The 16514-nt window shown below is 70.0% G+C and carries 13 protein-coding genes; 6 read left to right on the top strand and 7 right to left on the bottom strand.

Annotated features, from left to right (window positions below; translation table 11 throughout):
• Positions 1 to 13: 13 nt before the first annotated feature.
• Positions 14 to 862, bottom strand: a complete 849-nt coding sequence (gene pflA, locus ACZ4LX_RS24870; RefSeq protein WP_467648637.1) for a pyruvate formate-lyase-activating protein — start codon at positions 860 to 862, stop codon at positions 14 to 16.
• A gap of 148 nt (positions 863 to 1010) precedes the next feature.
• The gene (gene pflB / locus ACZ4LX_RS24865; protein WP_467648634.1) at positions 1011 to 3269 is read right to left on the bottom strand and encodes a formate C-acetyltransferase; all 2259 of its coding nucleotides are present in this window, start codon (positions 3267 to 3269) and stop codon (positions 1011 to 1013) included.
• A 304-nt stretch (positions 3270 to 3573) separates the two neighbouring features.
• On the opposite strand from pflB, the gene ACZ4LX_RS24860 reads away from it, so the two are divergent.
• Both ACZ4LX_RS24860 and ACZ4LX_RS24855 read left to right on the top strand, forming a co-directional pair.
• Positions 3574 to 4722: a P1 family peptidase gene (locus ACZ4LX_RS24860; RefSeq protein WP_467648630.1), complete on the top strand. Its 1149-nt coding sequence runs from the start codon at positions 3574 to 3576 to the stop codon at positions 4720 to 4722.
• Between the two features lie 134 nt (positions 4723 to 4856).
• Positions 4857 to 5627 carry a DUF6227 family protein gene (locus tag ACZ4LX_RS24855; protein WP_467648628.1) on the top strand — a complete coding sequence of 257 codons (771 nt, stop codon included), beginning with the start codon at positions 4857 to 4859 and terminating at the stop codon, positions 5625 to 5627.
• 233 nt (positions 5628 to 5860) lie between these two features.
• Here ACZ4LX_RS24855 and ACZ4LX_RS24850 read toward each other — a convergent pair whose 3' ends face one another.
• Positions 5861 to 7429 carry an MFS transporter gene (locus ACZ4LX_RS24850; RefSeq protein WP_467648625.1) on the bottom strand — a complete coding sequence of 523 codons (1569 nt, stop codon included), beginning with the start codon at positions 7427 to 7429 and terminating at the stop codon, positions 5861 to 5863.
• A gap of 62 nt (positions 7430 to 7491) precedes the next feature.
• Between ACZ4LX_RS24850 and ACZ4LX_RS24845 the strand changes: the two genes are divergently transcribed.
• Entirely contained in the window at positions 7492 to 8511 is a 1020-nt protein-coding gene (locus ACZ4LX_RS24845) for a helix-turn-helix transcriptional regulator (protein WP_467648622.1), read from the top strand.
• 202 nt (positions 8512 to 8713) lie between these two features.
• On the opposite strand, the gene ACZ4LX_RS24840 is transcribed toward ACZ4LX_RS24845, so the two are convergent.
• Positions 8714 to 9712, bottom strand: coding sequence for a sigma-70 family RNA polymerase sigma factor (locus ACZ4LX_RS24840; protein WP_467648620.1), 999 nt, complete (start codon positions 9710 to 9712; stop codon positions 8714 to 8716).
• Between the two features lie 151 nt (positions 9713 to 9863).
• On the opposite strand from ACZ4LX_RS24840, the gene ACZ4LX_RS24835 reads away from it, so the two are divergent.
• On the top strand, positions 9864 to 10436 hold the full coding sequence (locus ACZ4LX_RS24835; protein ID WP_467648616.1) for a GNAT family N-acetyltransferase: 573 nt from the start codon (positions 9864 to 9866) through the stop codon (positions 10434 to 10436).
• A 308-nt stretch (positions 10437 to 10744) separates the two neighbouring features.
• On the opposite strand, the gene ACZ4LX_RS24830 is transcribed toward ACZ4LX_RS24835, so the two are convergent.
• Positions 10745 to 11527, bottom strand: a complete 783-nt coding sequence (locus ACZ4LX_RS24830; RefSeq protein ID WP_467648614.1) for a dioxygenase family protein — start codon at positions 11525 to 11527, stop codon at positions 10745 to 10747.
• 134 nt (positions 11528 to 11661) lie between these two features.
• Here ACZ4LX_RS24830 and ACZ4LX_RS24825 point away from each other — a divergent pair, with 134 nt between their 5' ends.
• Positions 11662 to 12177, top strand: a complete 516-nt coding sequence (locus ACZ4LX_RS24825; protein WP_467648611.1) for a MarR family winged helix-turn-helix transcriptional regulator — start codon at positions 11662 to 11664, stop codon at positions 12175 to 12177.
• Positions 12178 to 12386: 209 nt separating this feature from the next.
• Here the strand turns inward: ACZ4LX_RS24825 and ACZ4LX_RS24820 are convergent, their stop codons facing one another.
• Together ACZ4LX_RS24820 and ACZ4LX_RS24815 are read right to left on the bottom strand one after the other, a co-directional pair.
• A complete protein-coding gene (locus tag ACZ4LX_RS24820; RefSeq protein ID WP_467648608.1) occupies positions 12387 to 13919 on the bottom strand; it encodes an MFS transporter in 1533 nt (510 codons plus the stop codon).
• Positions 13920 to 14177: 258 nt separating this feature from the next.
• A complete protein-coding gene (locus ACZ4LX_RS24815) occupies positions 14178 to 14840 on the bottom strand; it encodes a TetR/AcrR family transcriptional regulator (RefSeq protein WP_467648604.1) in 663 nt (220 codons plus the stop codon).
• 359 nt (positions 14841 to 15199) lie between these two features.
• On the opposite strand from ACZ4LX_RS24815, the gene ACZ4LX_RS24810 reads away from it, so the two are divergent.
• Complete coding sequence (locus ACZ4LX_RS24810; RefSeq protein ID WP_467648601.1) at positions 15200 to 16477, top strand: M6 family metalloprotease domain-containing protein; 1278 nt, start codon at positions 15200 to 15202, stop codon at positions 16475 to 16477.
• The last annotated feature ends 37 nt before the right edge of the window (positions 16478 to 16514 follow it).

Below are 16514 nucleotides of genomic sequence, written 5' to 3'. Positions count from 1 at the left end.
CCTGCCGGCCAGCTCACACGGCGTGCAGTCCGTGCGAGGCGAAGATCTCGCGGGCGGTGGCGACCTGCCCGGGGGTGGGCGACGGAGTGTCATGAAGGGTGAACGGCTTGCCCAGGGCCTGCCACTTCGCCTCGCCGAGCTTGTGGAAGGGGAGGACGTCGACGCGTGAGACGTTGCCGAGCGAGGCGGCGAAGGCCGCGACCCCGTCGACGTTGGCCGGGTCGTCGGTCAGGCCCGGGACCAGCACGAAGCGGACGTGCACCTCCTTGCCGATACCGGCGAGACGGTGGGCGAAGTCCAGGGTGGGCTCCAGTGGCCGGCCCGTGACCTTGCGGTAGGTGGCTCGGTCCCAGGACTTGATGTCGAGCAGGACCAGATCGGTGTCACGCAGCAGCGCGTCGGTGGCGCGGCTGCCGAGAAAGCCGGAGGTGTCGAGTGCGGTGTGCAGCCCGAGCTCGTGCTTGAGGCGGTGCAGCAGCTCACCGGTGAAGACGGGCTGCAGCAGGGGTTCGCCGCCGCTGACGGTGGCTCCGCCACCCGCCGCGTGGATGAACGTCGTGTACTTGGCCGCCTCGGCCACCATGTCGTCGGCCGAGACGCGGGTGCCGCTGCGCATCCGCATGGTGTCCGGGTTGTGGCAGTAGAGGCAGGTCAGCGGACAGCCGGCCAGGAAGGTGACGAAGCGGGTGCCGGGGCCGTCGACACCCGTCGACAGGTCCCAGGAGTGGACCGAGCCGGAGACCGCCCGCCGCGTGACCGCCCCCGCCGGGGTGGCAGGAGCGGACACGGGGCCGGGACCAGGACCGGGCGCGAGGACAGTGGGGGAGGCGGGGATGTCGGTGCTGTCGAGGAGGACGGCCATGACGGGACCTTCTTCGCGGAGGGTCTGCGGCCGGCTGGGCCGCTGGGGGTGGTGCGCGCGGCACCGGGGCCGTACAGGGATGGGCCGCCCGGCGCCGCGCGGTTCGAAGGGGCACGGGGCCGGCGCTTCGGCCGGCCCCGGCCGGGATTCAGAGCGAACCGTGGAAGGTGCGGTGGATGACGTCGAGCTGCTGTTCACGGGTCAGCCGTGTGAAGTTGACCGCGTATCCGGAGACCCGGATCGTCAGCTGCGGGTAGTTCTCCGGGTGCTCCATCGCGTCCTGGAGGGTCGCCCGGTCGAGGACGTTGACGTTCATGTGGAAGCCGTCGCTCGCGGTGAATCCGTCCAGCACGCCGGCGAGGTTGTGGACGCGTTCCTCGGGGGTCCGCCCCAGTGCGTCGGGCGTGATGGTGTTGGTCAGCGAGATGCCGTCCTCCGCGTCGTCGTACGGCAGCTTGGCGACCGAGAGGGCGGAGGCGACGTATCCGTGCGCGTCGCGCCCGTTCATCGGGTTGGCCCCGGGGGCGAACGGGGCGCCGGAGCGGCGGCCGTCCGGGGTGTTGCCTGTCTTCTTTCCGTAGACCACGTTGGAGGTGATCGTCAGCACCGACTGGGTGTGCACCGCGTCGCGGTAGGTGGGGTGCTTGCGGATCTTCTCCATGAAGTCGTGGACGATGCCGCGCGCGAGGGCGTCGGCCCGTTCGTCGTTGTTCCCGTACGCCGGATAGTCACCCTCGATCTCGTAGTCCGTCGCGAGTCCGGTCTCGTCGCGGATCACCTTCACCCGGGCGTGCTTCACGGCGGAGAGCGAGTCGGCGGCGACCGAGAGGCCGGCGATGCCGCAGGCCATGGTGCGCAGGACCTCCTGGTCGTGGAGGGCCATCTCCAGGCGCTCGTACGCGTACTTGTCGTGCATGTAGTGAATGACGTTCAGGGCGTGCACGTAGGTCCTGGCCAGCCAGTCGAGCATCGCGTCGTACCGCTCGGCCAGGGTGTCGTAGTCCAGGTAATCACCGGTGACGGGCTCGAAGCCCTCCACCACGACCTTGCCCGTGAGCTCGTCGCGGCCGCCGTTGATCGCGTACAGCAGCGCCTTGGCGACGTTGACGCGGGCGCCGAAGAACTGCATCTGCCTGCCGGTCGCCATCGCGGAGACACAGCAGGCGATCGCCGTGTCGTCCCCGTACTTCGGGCGCATCAGATCATCGGACTCGAACTGGAGCGCCGAGGTGTCGATGGCCACCCGCGAGGCGAACTCCTTGAAGCCGGCCGGCAGCCAACGCGACCAGAAGACGGTGAGGTTCGGCTCGGGGGCCGGGCCGAGGTTGTAGAGGGTCTGGAGGGCGCGGAAGGTCGTGCGGGAGACGAGCGGGCGGCCGTCCTCGCCGATGCCGGCCATCGACCAGGTGACCCAGGTGGGGTCGCCGCTGTACAGCTCGTTGTACTCCGGCGTGCGCAGGAAGCGGACGACGCGGAGCTTGATGACGAAGTCGTCGATGAACTCCTGCGCCTGCTCCTCGGTGATCACCCCGCGCTCGATGTCGCGCTGGAGGTACACGTCGAGGAAGTTGTCGATCCGGCCGATCGACATGGCCGCACCGTTCTGCTCCTTCACCGCACCCAGGTAGCCGAAGTACAGCCACTGCACGGCCTCGCGGCCGGTGCGGGCGGGGCCGGAGATGTCGTAGCCGTACGAGAGCACCATCGACTTGAGCTCGTTCAGGGCCTTGATCTGCTCGGAGACCTCTTCGCGGTCCCGGATGACGTGCTCGGTCGGCCACTGCCCGCCGAGCGCGGCCTTGTCCGCCTCCTTGGCGGCGATCAGCCGGTCGACGCCGTAGAGCGCGATGCGCCGGTAGTCGCCGATGATCCGGCCCCGGCCGTAGGCGTCCGGCAGGCCGGTGATGATCCCGGCGGAGCGGCAGGCGCGGATCTCGGGGGTGTACGCGTCGAAGACGCCCTCGTTGTGGGTCTTGCGGAGATGGGTGTAGATCTCCTTGACCTCGGGGTCGGCCTCGTAGCCGTACGCGTGGAGGGCGCCCTCGACCATGCGCCAGCCGCCGTTCGGCATGATGGCGCGCTTGAGCGGGGCATCGGTCTGGAGGCCGACGATCAGGTCCAGGCCGGCGTCGATGTAGCCGGGGCGGAAGGCGTCGATCCGGGACGGTGTGCTCACGTCCACGTCGTGCACGCCCCGGGCGATCTCGTCCGGGAACATCGCGAGGAGCTTCTCCCAGACCGCGGTGGTGCGGGCGGTCGGGCCGGCGAGGAAGGAACTGTCGCCCTCGTAGGGCGTGTAGTTGTGCTGGACGAAGTCACGGACGTCGATCGCGTCGCGCCACAGTCCGCCCCTGAAGCCGTCCCAGGCCCCGCTGTCCGTGGTCGCCTCTGCCGCAGTCGCCGTCATGGCCCGCACCTTCCTTCGTCGTCCACGCGTCTTCTTCGCCGCTGCGTCCATTGCACTCCCGATCGCCGCGCCCGGCGGCCCGCATTGGTCCTCGGCGCAGGACCGTTGGTCCCGTCGGTTGCCGGTGCGGACCGCGCATACACCGTCCGAGCTGGGCGTTCTTCCGGGACTTTGGACCATCGTTCGCTTGTGAAATCATTCACAAGAATTTTCACGCACCCTGCTTCCCCCTGCCGCGCGGCGGGTACGTTCACGACGCACACCCCCCGGAACAGCCAGCCACCCCCACCACGAGGAGCACCGGATGACCGGCCAGGACACCCCAGCCCCCACGCCGCCCACCTCCGCACCGGCACCGCGCCGGAGGGACGCGTTGACCGATGTCGCCGGACTTCGCGTCGGCCATGCGCGGGTCGCGGGCGAGGGGGCACTCAGCGGCACCACCGTGGTTCTCGCGCCCGAGGGCGGCGCGGTCGCGGCCGTCGACGTACGTGGCGGCGGACCCGGCACCCGCGAGACGGACGCGCTGGATCCGCGCAACCTGGTGCAGCGCATCGACGCCGTGGTCCTCACCGGCGGCAGCGCGTTCGGCCTGGACGCGGCATCCGGGGTGATGGCCTGGCTGGAGGAGCGGGGACGCGGCGTGCGGGTCGGCGCCGATCCGGCCCAGGTGGTTCCGGTGGTCCCGGCCGCCTGCGTCTTCGACCTGGGGCGGGGCGGCGACTGGCACGCCCGGCCGGACGCCGCGACCGGCCGGGCGGCGGTGGAGGACGCGGCGCGCACGGAGCCGGGGGCCGAGGTCGCCGAGGGCTGCGTCGGCGCGGGGACGGGTGCGGTCGCCGGACAGCTGAAGGGCGGGGTGGGCACGGCGAGCGTCCTGCTGCCGTCCGGGATCACCGTCGGCGCCCTGGCGGTGGTGAACGCCGCGGGCTCCGTGCTCGATCCCCGCACGGGGGTGCTGTACGGGGAGTACGGCGGTGCCGAGCCGGCCGTCGCGCCCGCGCAGGAGGTCCACCGGGCGGCGCGACAGCGCCTGGCGGAGGCGCACGACGCAGACGCGCGCCCCCCGCTCAACACCACGCTCGCCGTCGTCGCCACGGACGCCGAACTCGGCCGTGCCCAGGCGCAGAAGCTCGCGGGGACGGCGCACGACGGGCTGGCGCGCGCCATCCGGCCCGTACATCTGATGACCGACGGGGACACCGTCTTCGCCCTGGCCACCGGTGGGCGAACACTCGACCCGTCGGACCCGCTCGCGCTCAACGACCTGCTGGCGGCGGGCGCGGAGGCGGTGAGCCGGGCCATCGTGAAGGCCGTGCGAGCCGCCACGGGCATCAACGGCCTTGACGGCGGCGGCACATACCTGGCGTACAGCGATCTCTACGGCACACCGAGGCAATCGCCCCCGTCACCGGACAATAGGGTGCACAGCACCGACTCGGCTCCGGCGTAAGGGAGTTCGGGCACAAAGAGGGAACCTTCTGCGTGCGCCGTACGTTTTTCTCCAACCCCGGTCACGATGTCAGACCCAGGGACTACGTTGAGCACGCATCAAGTCACACGCGGCGACGGCCTGGAGACAGCACCTTGAGCGATCCGTACGAGACAACCGAGCAGCACCTCGATCGACTCCTGCGACGTGCTCTGAACTCTTTCGACCTGCCCGACAGTACGGTCGATCGGCTCGGCACCGCGCTCGCCCACAGCAGCTGCCTGCACTCCTCGCACCACAGTTCCACCCTGCACCGCGAGACCTACCGGCACACCTACCTGCTGGCGGACGGCACGGCGCTCAGCCTGTGGGAGCTCGTGCACTGCGGTCCGCGCGACACCGCGGCCCCCGGACACGCCACGCAGTCGGCGCCCCAGCAGTACGAGCTGTACGACGACGAGGCCGACGCCCACGTCGCGGCGGCCCGGCTGACCGGCGGCTTCTGTGACGGCCCGGTCTTCGGGCACGACGGGCCGCAGGCCGACCTGGAGATACTCGACGCCCTGATGGCGGCGCCCCCGGCCCCGCTGCCCCGGATGTACGCCCCGGACAACTCGGCGGACCACGCCCGCCGGGTCCTGCGCCGCGCGGAGAACCGTGACGTGCCGGGCAAGGCGACGGCGCTTCTGCTGCGTTCGGCCTTCGCCCACCACATCACCCAGGTCTTCGGGCGGCAGTGCCGGGTCGACGGACGGGACGCGGGGTTCACGCTGTACGAGCACGCCTTCCTGCTGCTCGACGGCAGGGAGACGAGCCTGTGGGAGGTCGAGCACACGGCGACGCCGGACGGCCGTCACATGTGCGAGGTGTACGGCGACGAGGACGCCGCGCGCGGCGCGATGGAGAGCCGAAGCCGCATCTGCTGACGCCGCGCCCGCCCGGTCCGTGCCCGAAACCCCGGCCCCGGCCGTGCCCGGACCCCAGGGCCGTCCGTGCCCGGACCCCCAGAGCCGTCCGTGCCCGCGCCCCCGGCCCCGGACGCGACCGTGCCCGCACCCCGGGGCCGGGGTGCGGGCACGGTCACACGCTTCCGCTTCCGCTTCCATATCCACCAAGCCTGGCGCTTCAGCCTTCGCCGTGCCCCAAGCCTCACGCCTGCTCAGTGCGTCAGCACCGGCTCCTTGGCAGGTTCACCGGCGGTACCGGCGGAGTCGTCAGGACCGGCGGAGCCGGCGCTCTCGTCGCCGCCCTCCATGTGCTGCTTCGGCCGGGCCGGCAGCGCGAACATCACCAGGAAGATCACCGCGAGCACACCGGCGACCCACCACAGCGACTGCTCGAAGGCGTCGGCGAACGCCGGACCGATCTGCGGCGGCGTCAGCCTGTCGCTCATCGAGCCGAAGAACACGACCGAGACAAGGGCGAGTCCCAGCGCATTGCCCATCTGCTGCACGGTGTTGAACAGTCCGGACGCGGATCCCGAGTGCTCCTTGGGCACCTCGGACAGCACCATGTCGGCCAGCGGAGCCACGATCAGCCCCATGCCGACACCCATGACCACCAGCGGCAGGGCCATCTGCCAGGACGTGATCCCCATGCCGTAACGGCCGGACTCCCCGATGTAGAGCAGCAGACCGGCGATCATGAGCAGCGCCCCCGCCTGGAGCACCTTGCGGCCGAAGCGCGGCACCAGCTTCTGTACGGAGAGACCGGCGGCGACGGAGACGGCGACGGAGAACGGGATACCGGTCGTACCGGCCCGCAGGGCACTCCAGCCGAGCCCCTCCTGCATATACAGCGTCCAGACCAGGAAGAAGATCCCGAGGCCGATACCGAAGGTCAGCTGCACGGCGATGCCGGCGGCGAAGCTCTTGACCCGGAACAGCGACAGCTCGACCAGCGGCGAACCGTCCCGCAGCGCCTTCGCCCGCTCGAACAGCGCAAGGGCGCCGAAGACTACGACGCTGCCGGCCATCGACAGGTAGCCCCAGAGCGGCCAGCCCAGCTCCTCACCGCGGGTCAGCGGGTAGATGAGCATGAGCATCCCCAGCGTCACCAGCACCACCCCGACCAGATCGAGGCGGAGCGCCTTCGGCGCCTTGGACTCGGTGATGAACCTGCGGCCCAGGATCAGGCCCGCGATACCGACCGGCAGGTTGATCAGGAAGATCGGGCGCCATTCGAGACCGGCGATGTTCCACTCGGTGAGCAGTGCGCCCAGCAGCGGCCCGGACACGGCACCGAGGCCGACGATCGCACCGAAGAGGCCGAAGACCTTGCCGCGCTCGTGCGCCGGGAAGGTCGCGTGCACGATGGACAGCACCTGCGGCACCATCAGCGCGGCCGTGCCGCCCTGGAGGATGCGGGAGGCGACGAGCATCTCCGGGTTCGCGGCGAAACCGCAGAGCGCGGAGGCCACGGTGAAGCCACCGATCCCGATCAGGAAGAGCCGCTTGCGACCGTAGATGTCACCGAGCCGGCCACCGGTGATCAGACCGGCGGCGAAGGCGAGGGCGTACCCGGCGGTGATCCACTGGATCGAACTGAACGAGGCGCCGGTGTCCTCCGTGATGCTCGGGATGGCGATGTTGACGATCGTGACGTCGACCAGGTCCATGAAGGCCGCGGTCATCACGATGGCCAGCGCGAACCACCGTCGGCGGTCCGACGCGTCCGGGGACGCCGTGGGAACAGCCGCCGGCGACGGCTGGGATGCGGAAGAAGTCATATGAAGAAGTTAAACGTCGATTAGGTCAGTTCATGACCCAATGGGCGGGCATCCTGGGTGACATGACCGACACCCCGGCACGACTGCTGAATCTGCTGTCACTTCTCCAGACGCCGCGCGAATGGCCGGGCAGTGAACTCGCCGACCGGCTCGACGTCAGCCCGCGCACCATCCGCCGCGACATCGACCGCCTCCGCGACCTGGGCTATCCGGTCGAGGCGTCACGCGGCTCGGTCGGCGGCTACCGGCTGGTGGCCGGCACGGCGATGCCGCCGCTCCTTCTGGACGACGAGGAGGCGGTGGCCATCGCGGTGGGTCTGCGGGCCGGGGCCGGTCACGCCATCGAGGGCGTCGACGAGGCCTCCGTGCGGGCGCTGGCCAAGCTGGAGCAGGTCCTGCCGTCGCGGCTGCGCCACCGCGTCTCCACCCTGCAGAACGCGACGATGCCGCTGGCCCGCGGGGACGGCTCGACGATCGATCCGCAGACGCTGACCGTGATGGCGTCGGCGGTCACCGGACGGGAGCGGCTGCGGTTCGCGTACCGCGCGGGGGACGGTGCCGAGACCAGGAGGCAGGTGGAGCCGTATCGCCTGGTGAGCACCGGGTGGCGCTGGTACCTCGTCGCATACGACCTGGAACGGGCGGACTGGCGCACCTTCCGGGTCGACCGGGTGAGCGACCCGTTCGCGACGGGAGCCCGTTTCACACCGCGCGAGCTCCCGACCGGTGACGCGGCGGAGTTCCTCAGCAGTTCCATGGCGCGCCGACAGCCTGAGCTGGCGGTCGATGTGAGTTTCGCGGCCCCCGCCGCCTTCGTGGCCTCGCGGCTGCCGGCCTCGATCGGTCCGCTGGAACAGACCGGCGAGAACGGCTGCCGGCTGCGGGCGGTGCTGAAGGACTCGCTGGAGTGGGTGGCGCTGCGCCTGGCGCTGGTGGACTGCGAGTTCACCGCGCACCAGCCGCCGCAGTTGGTGACGTACCTGAAGGACCTGGGCGGCAGGCTGTCCCGCGCGGCGGCGACTCCTGCCCCGCAGGAGGAGCCGCGGGCGAGTCCTGGAGGAGTTCCGGACAGATCCCGATGAAGTTCCCGGAGAAGTTTTCGGAGAAGTTCCCGGAGAAGTCCAAGTGGAGTCCAGGCCGGGTCCCGGAGAAGCCCCGGAGGAGTCGAGGCGGAGTCCAGGAAAAAGGATGAGCCCCGGCGCCAGGGGGGGGTGGGCGCCGGGACTCAGCTCTAGGGGGCCGCCGATACCAACCGGCCCAATTCGGATGATACTGGACGCAAGCTCATGCCGCAGCGTCAAAGCCCGTGTCGTGAGCCATTCGCTTCAGTTCGAGCAGTGCGTGCTTCTCGATCTGACGGATCCGCTCGCGGGTGAGCCCGTGCTGCTTGCCCACCTCGGTGAGGGTCCGCTCGCGGCCGTCCTCGATGCCGTACCGCATGCGGATGATCGACGCGGTGCGGTTGTCGAGCTTGCCGATCAGCTCCTCCAGCTCCTCGCTGCGCAGCAGTGTCATCACGGACTGCTCGGGCGAGACGGCGGAGGTGTCCTCCAGCAGGTCACCGAACTGCGTGTCGCCGTCGTCGTCCACCGACATGTTCAGACTGACCGGGTCACGCGCCCAGTCCAGGACGTCGCTGACCCGTGACGTGGTCGAGTCCAGCTCGGCGGCGATCTCCGAGTGCTCCGGGTCACGCCCGTGCTCACGGTTGAATTCGCGCTGCACACGGCGGATCCGGCCGAGCTCCTCCACCAGGTGGACGGGGAGCCGGATCGTGCGCGACTGGTCGGCTATGGACCGGGTGATGGCCTGCCGGATCCACCACGTCGCATACGTGGAGAACTTGAAGCCCTTGGCGTAGTCGAACTTCTCGACCGCGCGCACCAGGCCGGCGTTGCCCTCCTGGATCAGGTCGAGCAGGGGCAGCCCGGCTCGCGGATAGCGGCGGGCGACGGCAACGACGAGCCGGAGATTGGAACGGATGAATATGTCCTTGGCGCGCTCGCCCTCGGCGACCAGCGCCTCCAGCTCCTCGCGCGAGGCTCCGCCGGCTTCGCTCTCCACCGCACCGTCGAGAACCTGCCGGGCGAAGACGCCCGCTTCCAGGGTCTGCGACAGCTCGACTTCCTTGGCGGCATCGAGCAGCGGCGTGCGCGCGATCTCGTCCAGGTACATGCCGACCAGGTCGCGATCGGCGATCTCCCCGCCCACGGCGCGAACACTGCTTGCCCGGCTGGTCCCGCCGGTGGCGGACGAACGACGGGCGACGGCACGGGTTGCCATGCGTGCTCCCTTGCTGAGTAGGTCGCGACACCCTTCCGGGTGCCCTGCATCCGATGGAAACAACGACTGGAATCCGGACAGAATTCCCATGCCCGGCATTCACTTTCCGGATCATGCAGTACCCTGTCGCGCCACCTGGGGAGGAACCGTCATGCAGTCGCGCACAGAAGTGCAGGTCAGGCCCGCGATCGAAGGGGACCTGGCGCCCCTCACGGACATCTACAACCATTACGTACGTGAGACCGCCCTCACATTCGACACGGCCCCCTTCACTCCCGAGCAGCGCCTGCCCTGGCTGCGCTCCCATCCCGAAGACGGCCCGCACCGGCTTCTGGTTGCTCAGGATGTCCGTCATGCGGACGGAACGAGCGGGGCGGCGAGCGGGGCGGGCGTGCGGATCCTGGGCTACGCCACCAGCAGCGCGTTCCGGCCCAAGGCCGCGTACTCCACGTCCGTCGAGGTGAGCGTCTACTGCGCCCCCGACGCCACGGGCCGGGGCATCGGCACCCTCCTCTACTCGGCGCTCTTCGAGGCCCTCTCCGGTGAGGACGTGCATCGCGCGTACGCCGGCATCACCCGGCCCAACGATTCCTCGGTCCGGCTGCACGAGCGCCTCGGCTTCCGCCACATCGGTACGTACTCGGAGGTCGGCCGGAAGTTCGACCGGTACTGGGACGTGTCCTGGTACGAGAAACACCTGGGACCGCGGACCTGGTCCCGGTGACCGGTCGGCCGCCGGGACCTCGGCCGGTTACCGGGCGGCGGCACCCCGCCCGCCGTGATCCCGCATGGACCTCACGACGCACACCTCCGGACCGCGCGCGCCGGAGCGCGCCCCCCGAACGGCTGGCTCCCGCCCGACCAACTCCCGCCCGACCAGCTCCCGCCCGACCGGCCCCCGAACATCAGGTTCACCGACGCAGCGCGGGACGTCGGAGACGCGACCGCGATGACTGCCGCACTCCGGTCGGCCAGGTTCAATCCGCCGGCGTTCCGACCCGGGCGCGCACCGAGCGCACGGAGGCGCCCGCCTCAGCCGAACTGCAAGGACCGCTTGGCCAGCCCCATCCAGAAGCCTTCGATCGTGCTGCGCCCCTGGTCCAGCTCCTGCTCCGAGGCGCCGAGCGTGACGAAGAGAGGGGCGAAGTGCTCGGTGCGCGGGTGGGCCAGCCGGCCGGCCGGTGACTTGTTCTCGAAGTCGAGCAGCGCGTCGATGTCCTGCGCCTGGAGCGCGCGGTGCCCCCAGTCGTCGAACTCCGCCGACCAGGCGGGAGTGCCACCGCCCTGATGCCGCAGTGCGGCCAGGTTGTGGGTGAAGAAGCCGCTGCCGACGATCAGCACACCCTCGTCGCGCAGCGGCGCGAGCTTGCGTCCGATGTCCATCAGCTTCTGCGGATCCAGGGTGGGCATGGAGATCTGCAGCACCGGGATGTCGGCCGCCGGGAACATCTCGACCAGGGGGACGTACGCGCCGTGGTCGAGGCCCCGGTCGGGGATGTCCTGGACCGGCGTACCGGCACCACGCAGCAGCTTGCGGACGCTCTCGGCGAGGGCCGGGGCGCCCGGGGCGGCGTACTGCACCTGGTAGTAGTGCTCGGGGAAACCCCAGAAGTCGTAGACCAGCGGGATCGTCTCGACGGCGCCGAGCGCCAGCGGGGCCTCCTCCCAGTGGGCGGAGACCATGAGGATCGCGGTGGGCCGAGGCAGCCCGGCGGACCAGGCGGCCAGTTCGCCCGGCCAGACCGGATCGTCGGCCAGCGGCGGTGCGCCGTGGGAGAGATAGAGGGCGGGCATGCGCTCCGCGGTGACTGTCATGACACTCCCCATCCACTGCTGCTCAAGGTAAGTCTTCTACGGGGCCTTCAACAGGAACAGTTCTTTAATCTTCAAGCTCCTACCTTCGGAGACCTTAGCTCTATCTTGTTCAACTTTCAAGAAAAGGTCGTACAGTGGAGTACATGACCACGGCATCCACCGTTGAGCAGCCGCACTGGCTCACCGACGAAGAACAGAGCGTCTGGCGTGCGTACCTCCACGCCACCACGCTGCTGGAGGATCACCTCGACCGCCAGTTGCAGCGCGATGCCGGCATGCCGCACATCTACTACGGGCTGCTCGTCCAGCTCTCCCAGGCCCCCCGCCGCCAGAAGCGGATGACCGAGCTGGCCAAGGACGCCAAGATCACCCGGTCCCGGCTCTCCCATGCCGTCGCCCGGCTGGAGAAGAGCGGCTGGGTGCGCCGCGAGGACTGCCCGTCCGACAAGCGCGGCCAGAACGCGGTCCTCACCGAGGAGGGCTACGAGATGCTCCGCCGTTCGGCCCCGGGCCACGTCAGCGCCGTACGCCAGGCGATGTTCGACCGGCTCACCGCCGAGCAGGTGCGCACGCTCGGCGAGATCATGCAGGTCATGGCGGCCGGGCTCCAGCCGGAGGGCACCGGCGCGGACCTCCCCTGGCTCCGCTGACCGCGCCACGCGCCGTCTCGCCAAAGGCCCGCCCCGCCCGCCACGCGCCCGTCTCGCCAAAGGCCCGCCCCGCCCGCCACGCGCCCGTCTCCCCCAGGCCGCCCCGCCCGCCACACCCCGCCCACGAACGCGCCTGCGCCCCGGTTCCGCCGAACGGAACCGGGGCGCAGTTCGCTTCACGCCGTGTCACGCCGACACCGCGCGCGGGCTCAGTGCGCGACGACCGGCACCCTGAACTCGTCCTCGACGCCCCGGGCGTCACCGGACCCGGCGCCCCCGGACATCGTGATGGCCGACGGGCGGCCGGCGTTGATGAAGGTCCCGGCGATCGCGGCGGCCACCACGAGGATGCCGACGGCCCACCAGATGGCGCCGGTGAAGCCGTGCACCATCGACTGGAGCTTCAGCAGCTCCGGGTCGGTGGCACCGAGCGCGGCGTGCGAGGTGGCGTAGGCCGTGGCGGCGGAGGCGGCGATGGTGTTGAGCAGTGCGGTACCGATCGCACCGCCGACCTGCTGCGAGGTGTTGACCATCGCGGAGGCGACCCCCGCGTCACGCGGCTCGATGCCGTGCGTGGCCAGCGACATGGCGGGCATGAACGCCGTGCCCATGCCCAGGCCCAGCAGAAGCTGGCCCGGCAGGATGACCGCCGCGTAGGAGGAGTCGATCTCCAGCTGGGTGAGCAGCAACATGCCGACCGCGGCGGTCAGGAAGCCCGGAGCCATCAGCAGACGGGCCGGGACCCGCGTCATGAGCCGGGCACCGATCTGCGTCGAACCGGTGATCATGCCGACGATCATCGGCATGAAGGCGAAGCCCGTCTTGATCGGCGAGTAGCCCTTGACGACCTGGAGGTAGTACGTGAGGAACAGGAACAGGCCGAACATGGCGATGATGGCCAGACCCAGCGAGAGGTAGACGCCACCGCGGTTGCGGTCCATCACGACGCGCAGCGGAAGCAGCGGCGACGTGACCTTGGCCTCGACCAGGACGAACGCCAGCAGCAGGACACCGGCGGCGACGAACGTACCGATGGTCAGCGAGTCCGACCAGCCGCTGGACTCGGCGCGGGTGAATCCGTACACCAGCGAGACCAGACCCAGCGCGGACAGGACGACGCCGGGGATGTCGAGCGAAGCTCGGTTACGGCTGCCGGCCGGCTCGCGGATCACGAAGTACGCACCGGCCGCGGCGACGATCGCGAACGGGATGTTGACGAAGAACGTCCAGCGCCAGTTCAGCGTCTGGGTGAGCAGACCACCGAGGATCAGGCCGACGGCGCCACCACCACCGGCGATCGCACCGTAGATGCCGAACGCCTTGGCGCGCTCCTTGGCATCGGTGAACATCACCGCGAGCAGCGAGAGGGCGGCCGGGGCGAGCAGAGCGCCGAACACACCCTGAAGGGCGCGGGAGCCGAACAGCATGCCCTGGTTCTGCGCCGCCCCACCGAGCGCGGAGGCCAGCGCGAAGCCGATCAGACCGACGACGAAGGTCCGCTTCCGGCCCCAGAGGTCGGCGATCCGGCCCCCGAAGAGCAGCAGCCCGCCGAAGGCGAGGGCGTAAGCCGTGATGACCCACTGCTTGTTGGCATCGGTGATGCCCAGGTCGGTCTGGGCGTGCGGAAGCGCGATGTTCACGATGGTGGCGTCGAGGACGACCATCAACTGCGCGAGGGCGATGAACGCCAGCGCCTTCCAGCGACTGGGGTCAGGGAGTCGGATATCAGCTGTTTTTGACATGGGAGTAGCCACCTAGGGGCGCGCGAGGGCGTGAACGATGAACCGTGAATGCGGTGAAGGCCGGGCGAAGGAACGAGGGTCGGACTCCGGTCGGGGAGAAAGGGAAGAAGGAAGAAGGGGAGTCAGGGCGCGACGAACAGGCGGGCGGGTACCCGGTTCGGGAACCCGGCGCCATGGACACGCGGACGGGTATCCGGTTCAGGAACCCGGCGCGAGGGACACGCGGACGGGCATCCGTTCAGAAGCCCGGCGCGAGGGTCAGTTCTGTCGCCGCAGATCCTCCAAGGTCGCTGCGGTTCCGGGCAGTTGGGACCGGGCCGGAGCCTCCAGTCCGTCCAGGAACAGCTGGATGTGACGGTGGGTGAACCGGTCGATGTCAAAACAGGCGGTGCCTGGCAGCGGCCGGGTGAGCTGGGAGAGGACGACCAGTACGTCGCCGACGGCGATGTCGGCACGCAGGCGTCCCGCGGACATGGCGCACTCGACGAGCCCCTCGACGGCCTCTTCGAGGCGCCGGCGCTCGGCGAGCAGTTCGGGATGGTCCCGGTCGAAGCCGCCGGACAGCATGGGGCACAGCGCCCCGATCCGTTCGTCGGCCGCCGCGTGCACGAAGCTGCTGAGCGCGACGAAGGGGTCCGACTCCTCCCTCGCGGCCTCCTCGGCACGCTCGGTGGTGCGCGAGGTGACCGCGAGGACGACCTCATGGGTCAGCGCGGCCCGGTCGGGGAAGTTCCGGTAGAGGGTGGCGTTGCCGACGCCGGCACGGCGGGCGACCTCGTCGAGCGGCACATCGGGTCCGAACTCGACGAACATCTCGCGCGCGGCCGTCACGATCCGCTCCCGGTTGCGCAGCGCGTCGGCCCTCGGGCGGGGCGTACGCGGTTGCGCGGCTCCGGCTGCGGTGCGGGCGACGGTGTCCACGGCGGCGCTCCTTCTCTTCCTGGTCTTCCGGCTCAGGGCTTGTTCTGCGGGACTGCGGGACTGCAATCCGGTTCTGCGGGAATCCGGACGGGGCGGGCTTGCGCCGTTTCCGTGTCCGTAACTCCGGCGACCCGTCCGGTTAACCGGGGACCGCCTCCCCGTTTCACGGGGACACGGGTGTAAACGGGGAACTGATCCCCGGTTATTTCCCGCCCCGAAGTGACCTGAGTCACACTTGCGGGCCGGGAGAAAACCCACCGATCGGCGCACCCAACGCGCGGCTCCGCACCGCCCGGCCAATGCTGATCGACAGAGCGCAGTCAGGGTCGGCTGACTGCCGCGGAGCCGAAGGCGACTCTATGCAGCAGCCCCGCCACCGGATACGCAAGCACCGCCGCCCGGTGGCCCTCGGCGCGGCAACGGCCCTGGTCATCGCAGCACTGGCCACGGCCAGCAGCACCCTTCCGCTGCCCAGCCGGGCCTCCGCAGGACCGCTGACCACCACCCGGGCGGCCGCTCTCGGCCCGTGCCGGATATCGGCGTCCATGGGGGTGCAGATGTCGGAGGGCATGCCCACGCAACCGGGCTACGCCCGTTCCACGGGCCAGGTCCACGCGCTGAACCTGATGATCGACTTCCCCGACGCGGAGGGGAAGGAGCCGGCCATGGACCGGCTCGCGGAGTTCTTCCCGCAGACCACGGACTGGTTCCGCACCAGCTCATACGGGCGGCTCACCTATGTGCCCGAAGCACCGGTGAAGACCTGGCTGCGGATGCCGCTGCCGTTCTCGGAGTACGGGATCGAGCGCGGATCACCGTACGAACCCGGCTACCGCCACCTCGTCCAGGACATCGTCGCCGCCGCCGACCCGAAGGTGGACTTCGCCGCCTACGACCTGATCAACATCCTGGTCACGCCGAACGCCGGGCCCTCCGCCCTGGACACCGTGCTGTCCGTGACCTTCTCGGGCAATGACGACGCCCCGTACGCGGACGGCGTCCCGCTCTCCAACACGTCCTTCGTCTACAGCCGCCAGGACGACGGCTCGGGCTCGTACCCCCAGACCGGCTACCGCGTCCTGCCGCACGAGAACGGCCACGTCTTCGGCCTGCCCGACCTCTACACGATGGAGGGCGGGGGCTCGGTCGGACACTGGGACATCATGTCGGAGGACTGGGGCGCCAACAACGACCTGCTGGGCTGGCACAAGTGGAAGCTCGGCTGGCTGGACAACAACCAGATCAGCTGCGCCTCCCAGCCCGGCACCAGCGATCACCTCCTGGAACCGCTGGCCGGCTACGGCGGCACGAAGCTGGCGTTCGTACCGCTGACCGCCGAATCCGGCTACGCGGTGGAGGTGCGGACCCAGGCCGGAAACGACCAGGAGGTGTGCCGGCCCGGCGTGCTGATCTACAAGGTGAGCTCGGACGTCGATACGGGCCAGGGCCCCGTGTCCGTCACGGACAGCACCAAGGACAGCAGCGGCTGCACCCGGCTGCCCAACGTCCACGCCGAACTCTCCGACGCGCCGTTCCAGCCCGGCCAGACCTTCGACGACCGGACCAACGGGATCCGCATCTCGATACTCGACAAGGACTCCAAGGGCGACTACCGCGTGCGCGTCACGCGCCGCTGACCAGGGCCGAGGCCGACCGCGGCGTACACGCCACGCG

It is taken from the genome of Streptomyces sp. NPDC026062 (assembly GCF_055568375.1).
This window is presented reverse-complemented; position numbering and strand designations above follow the sequence as displayed.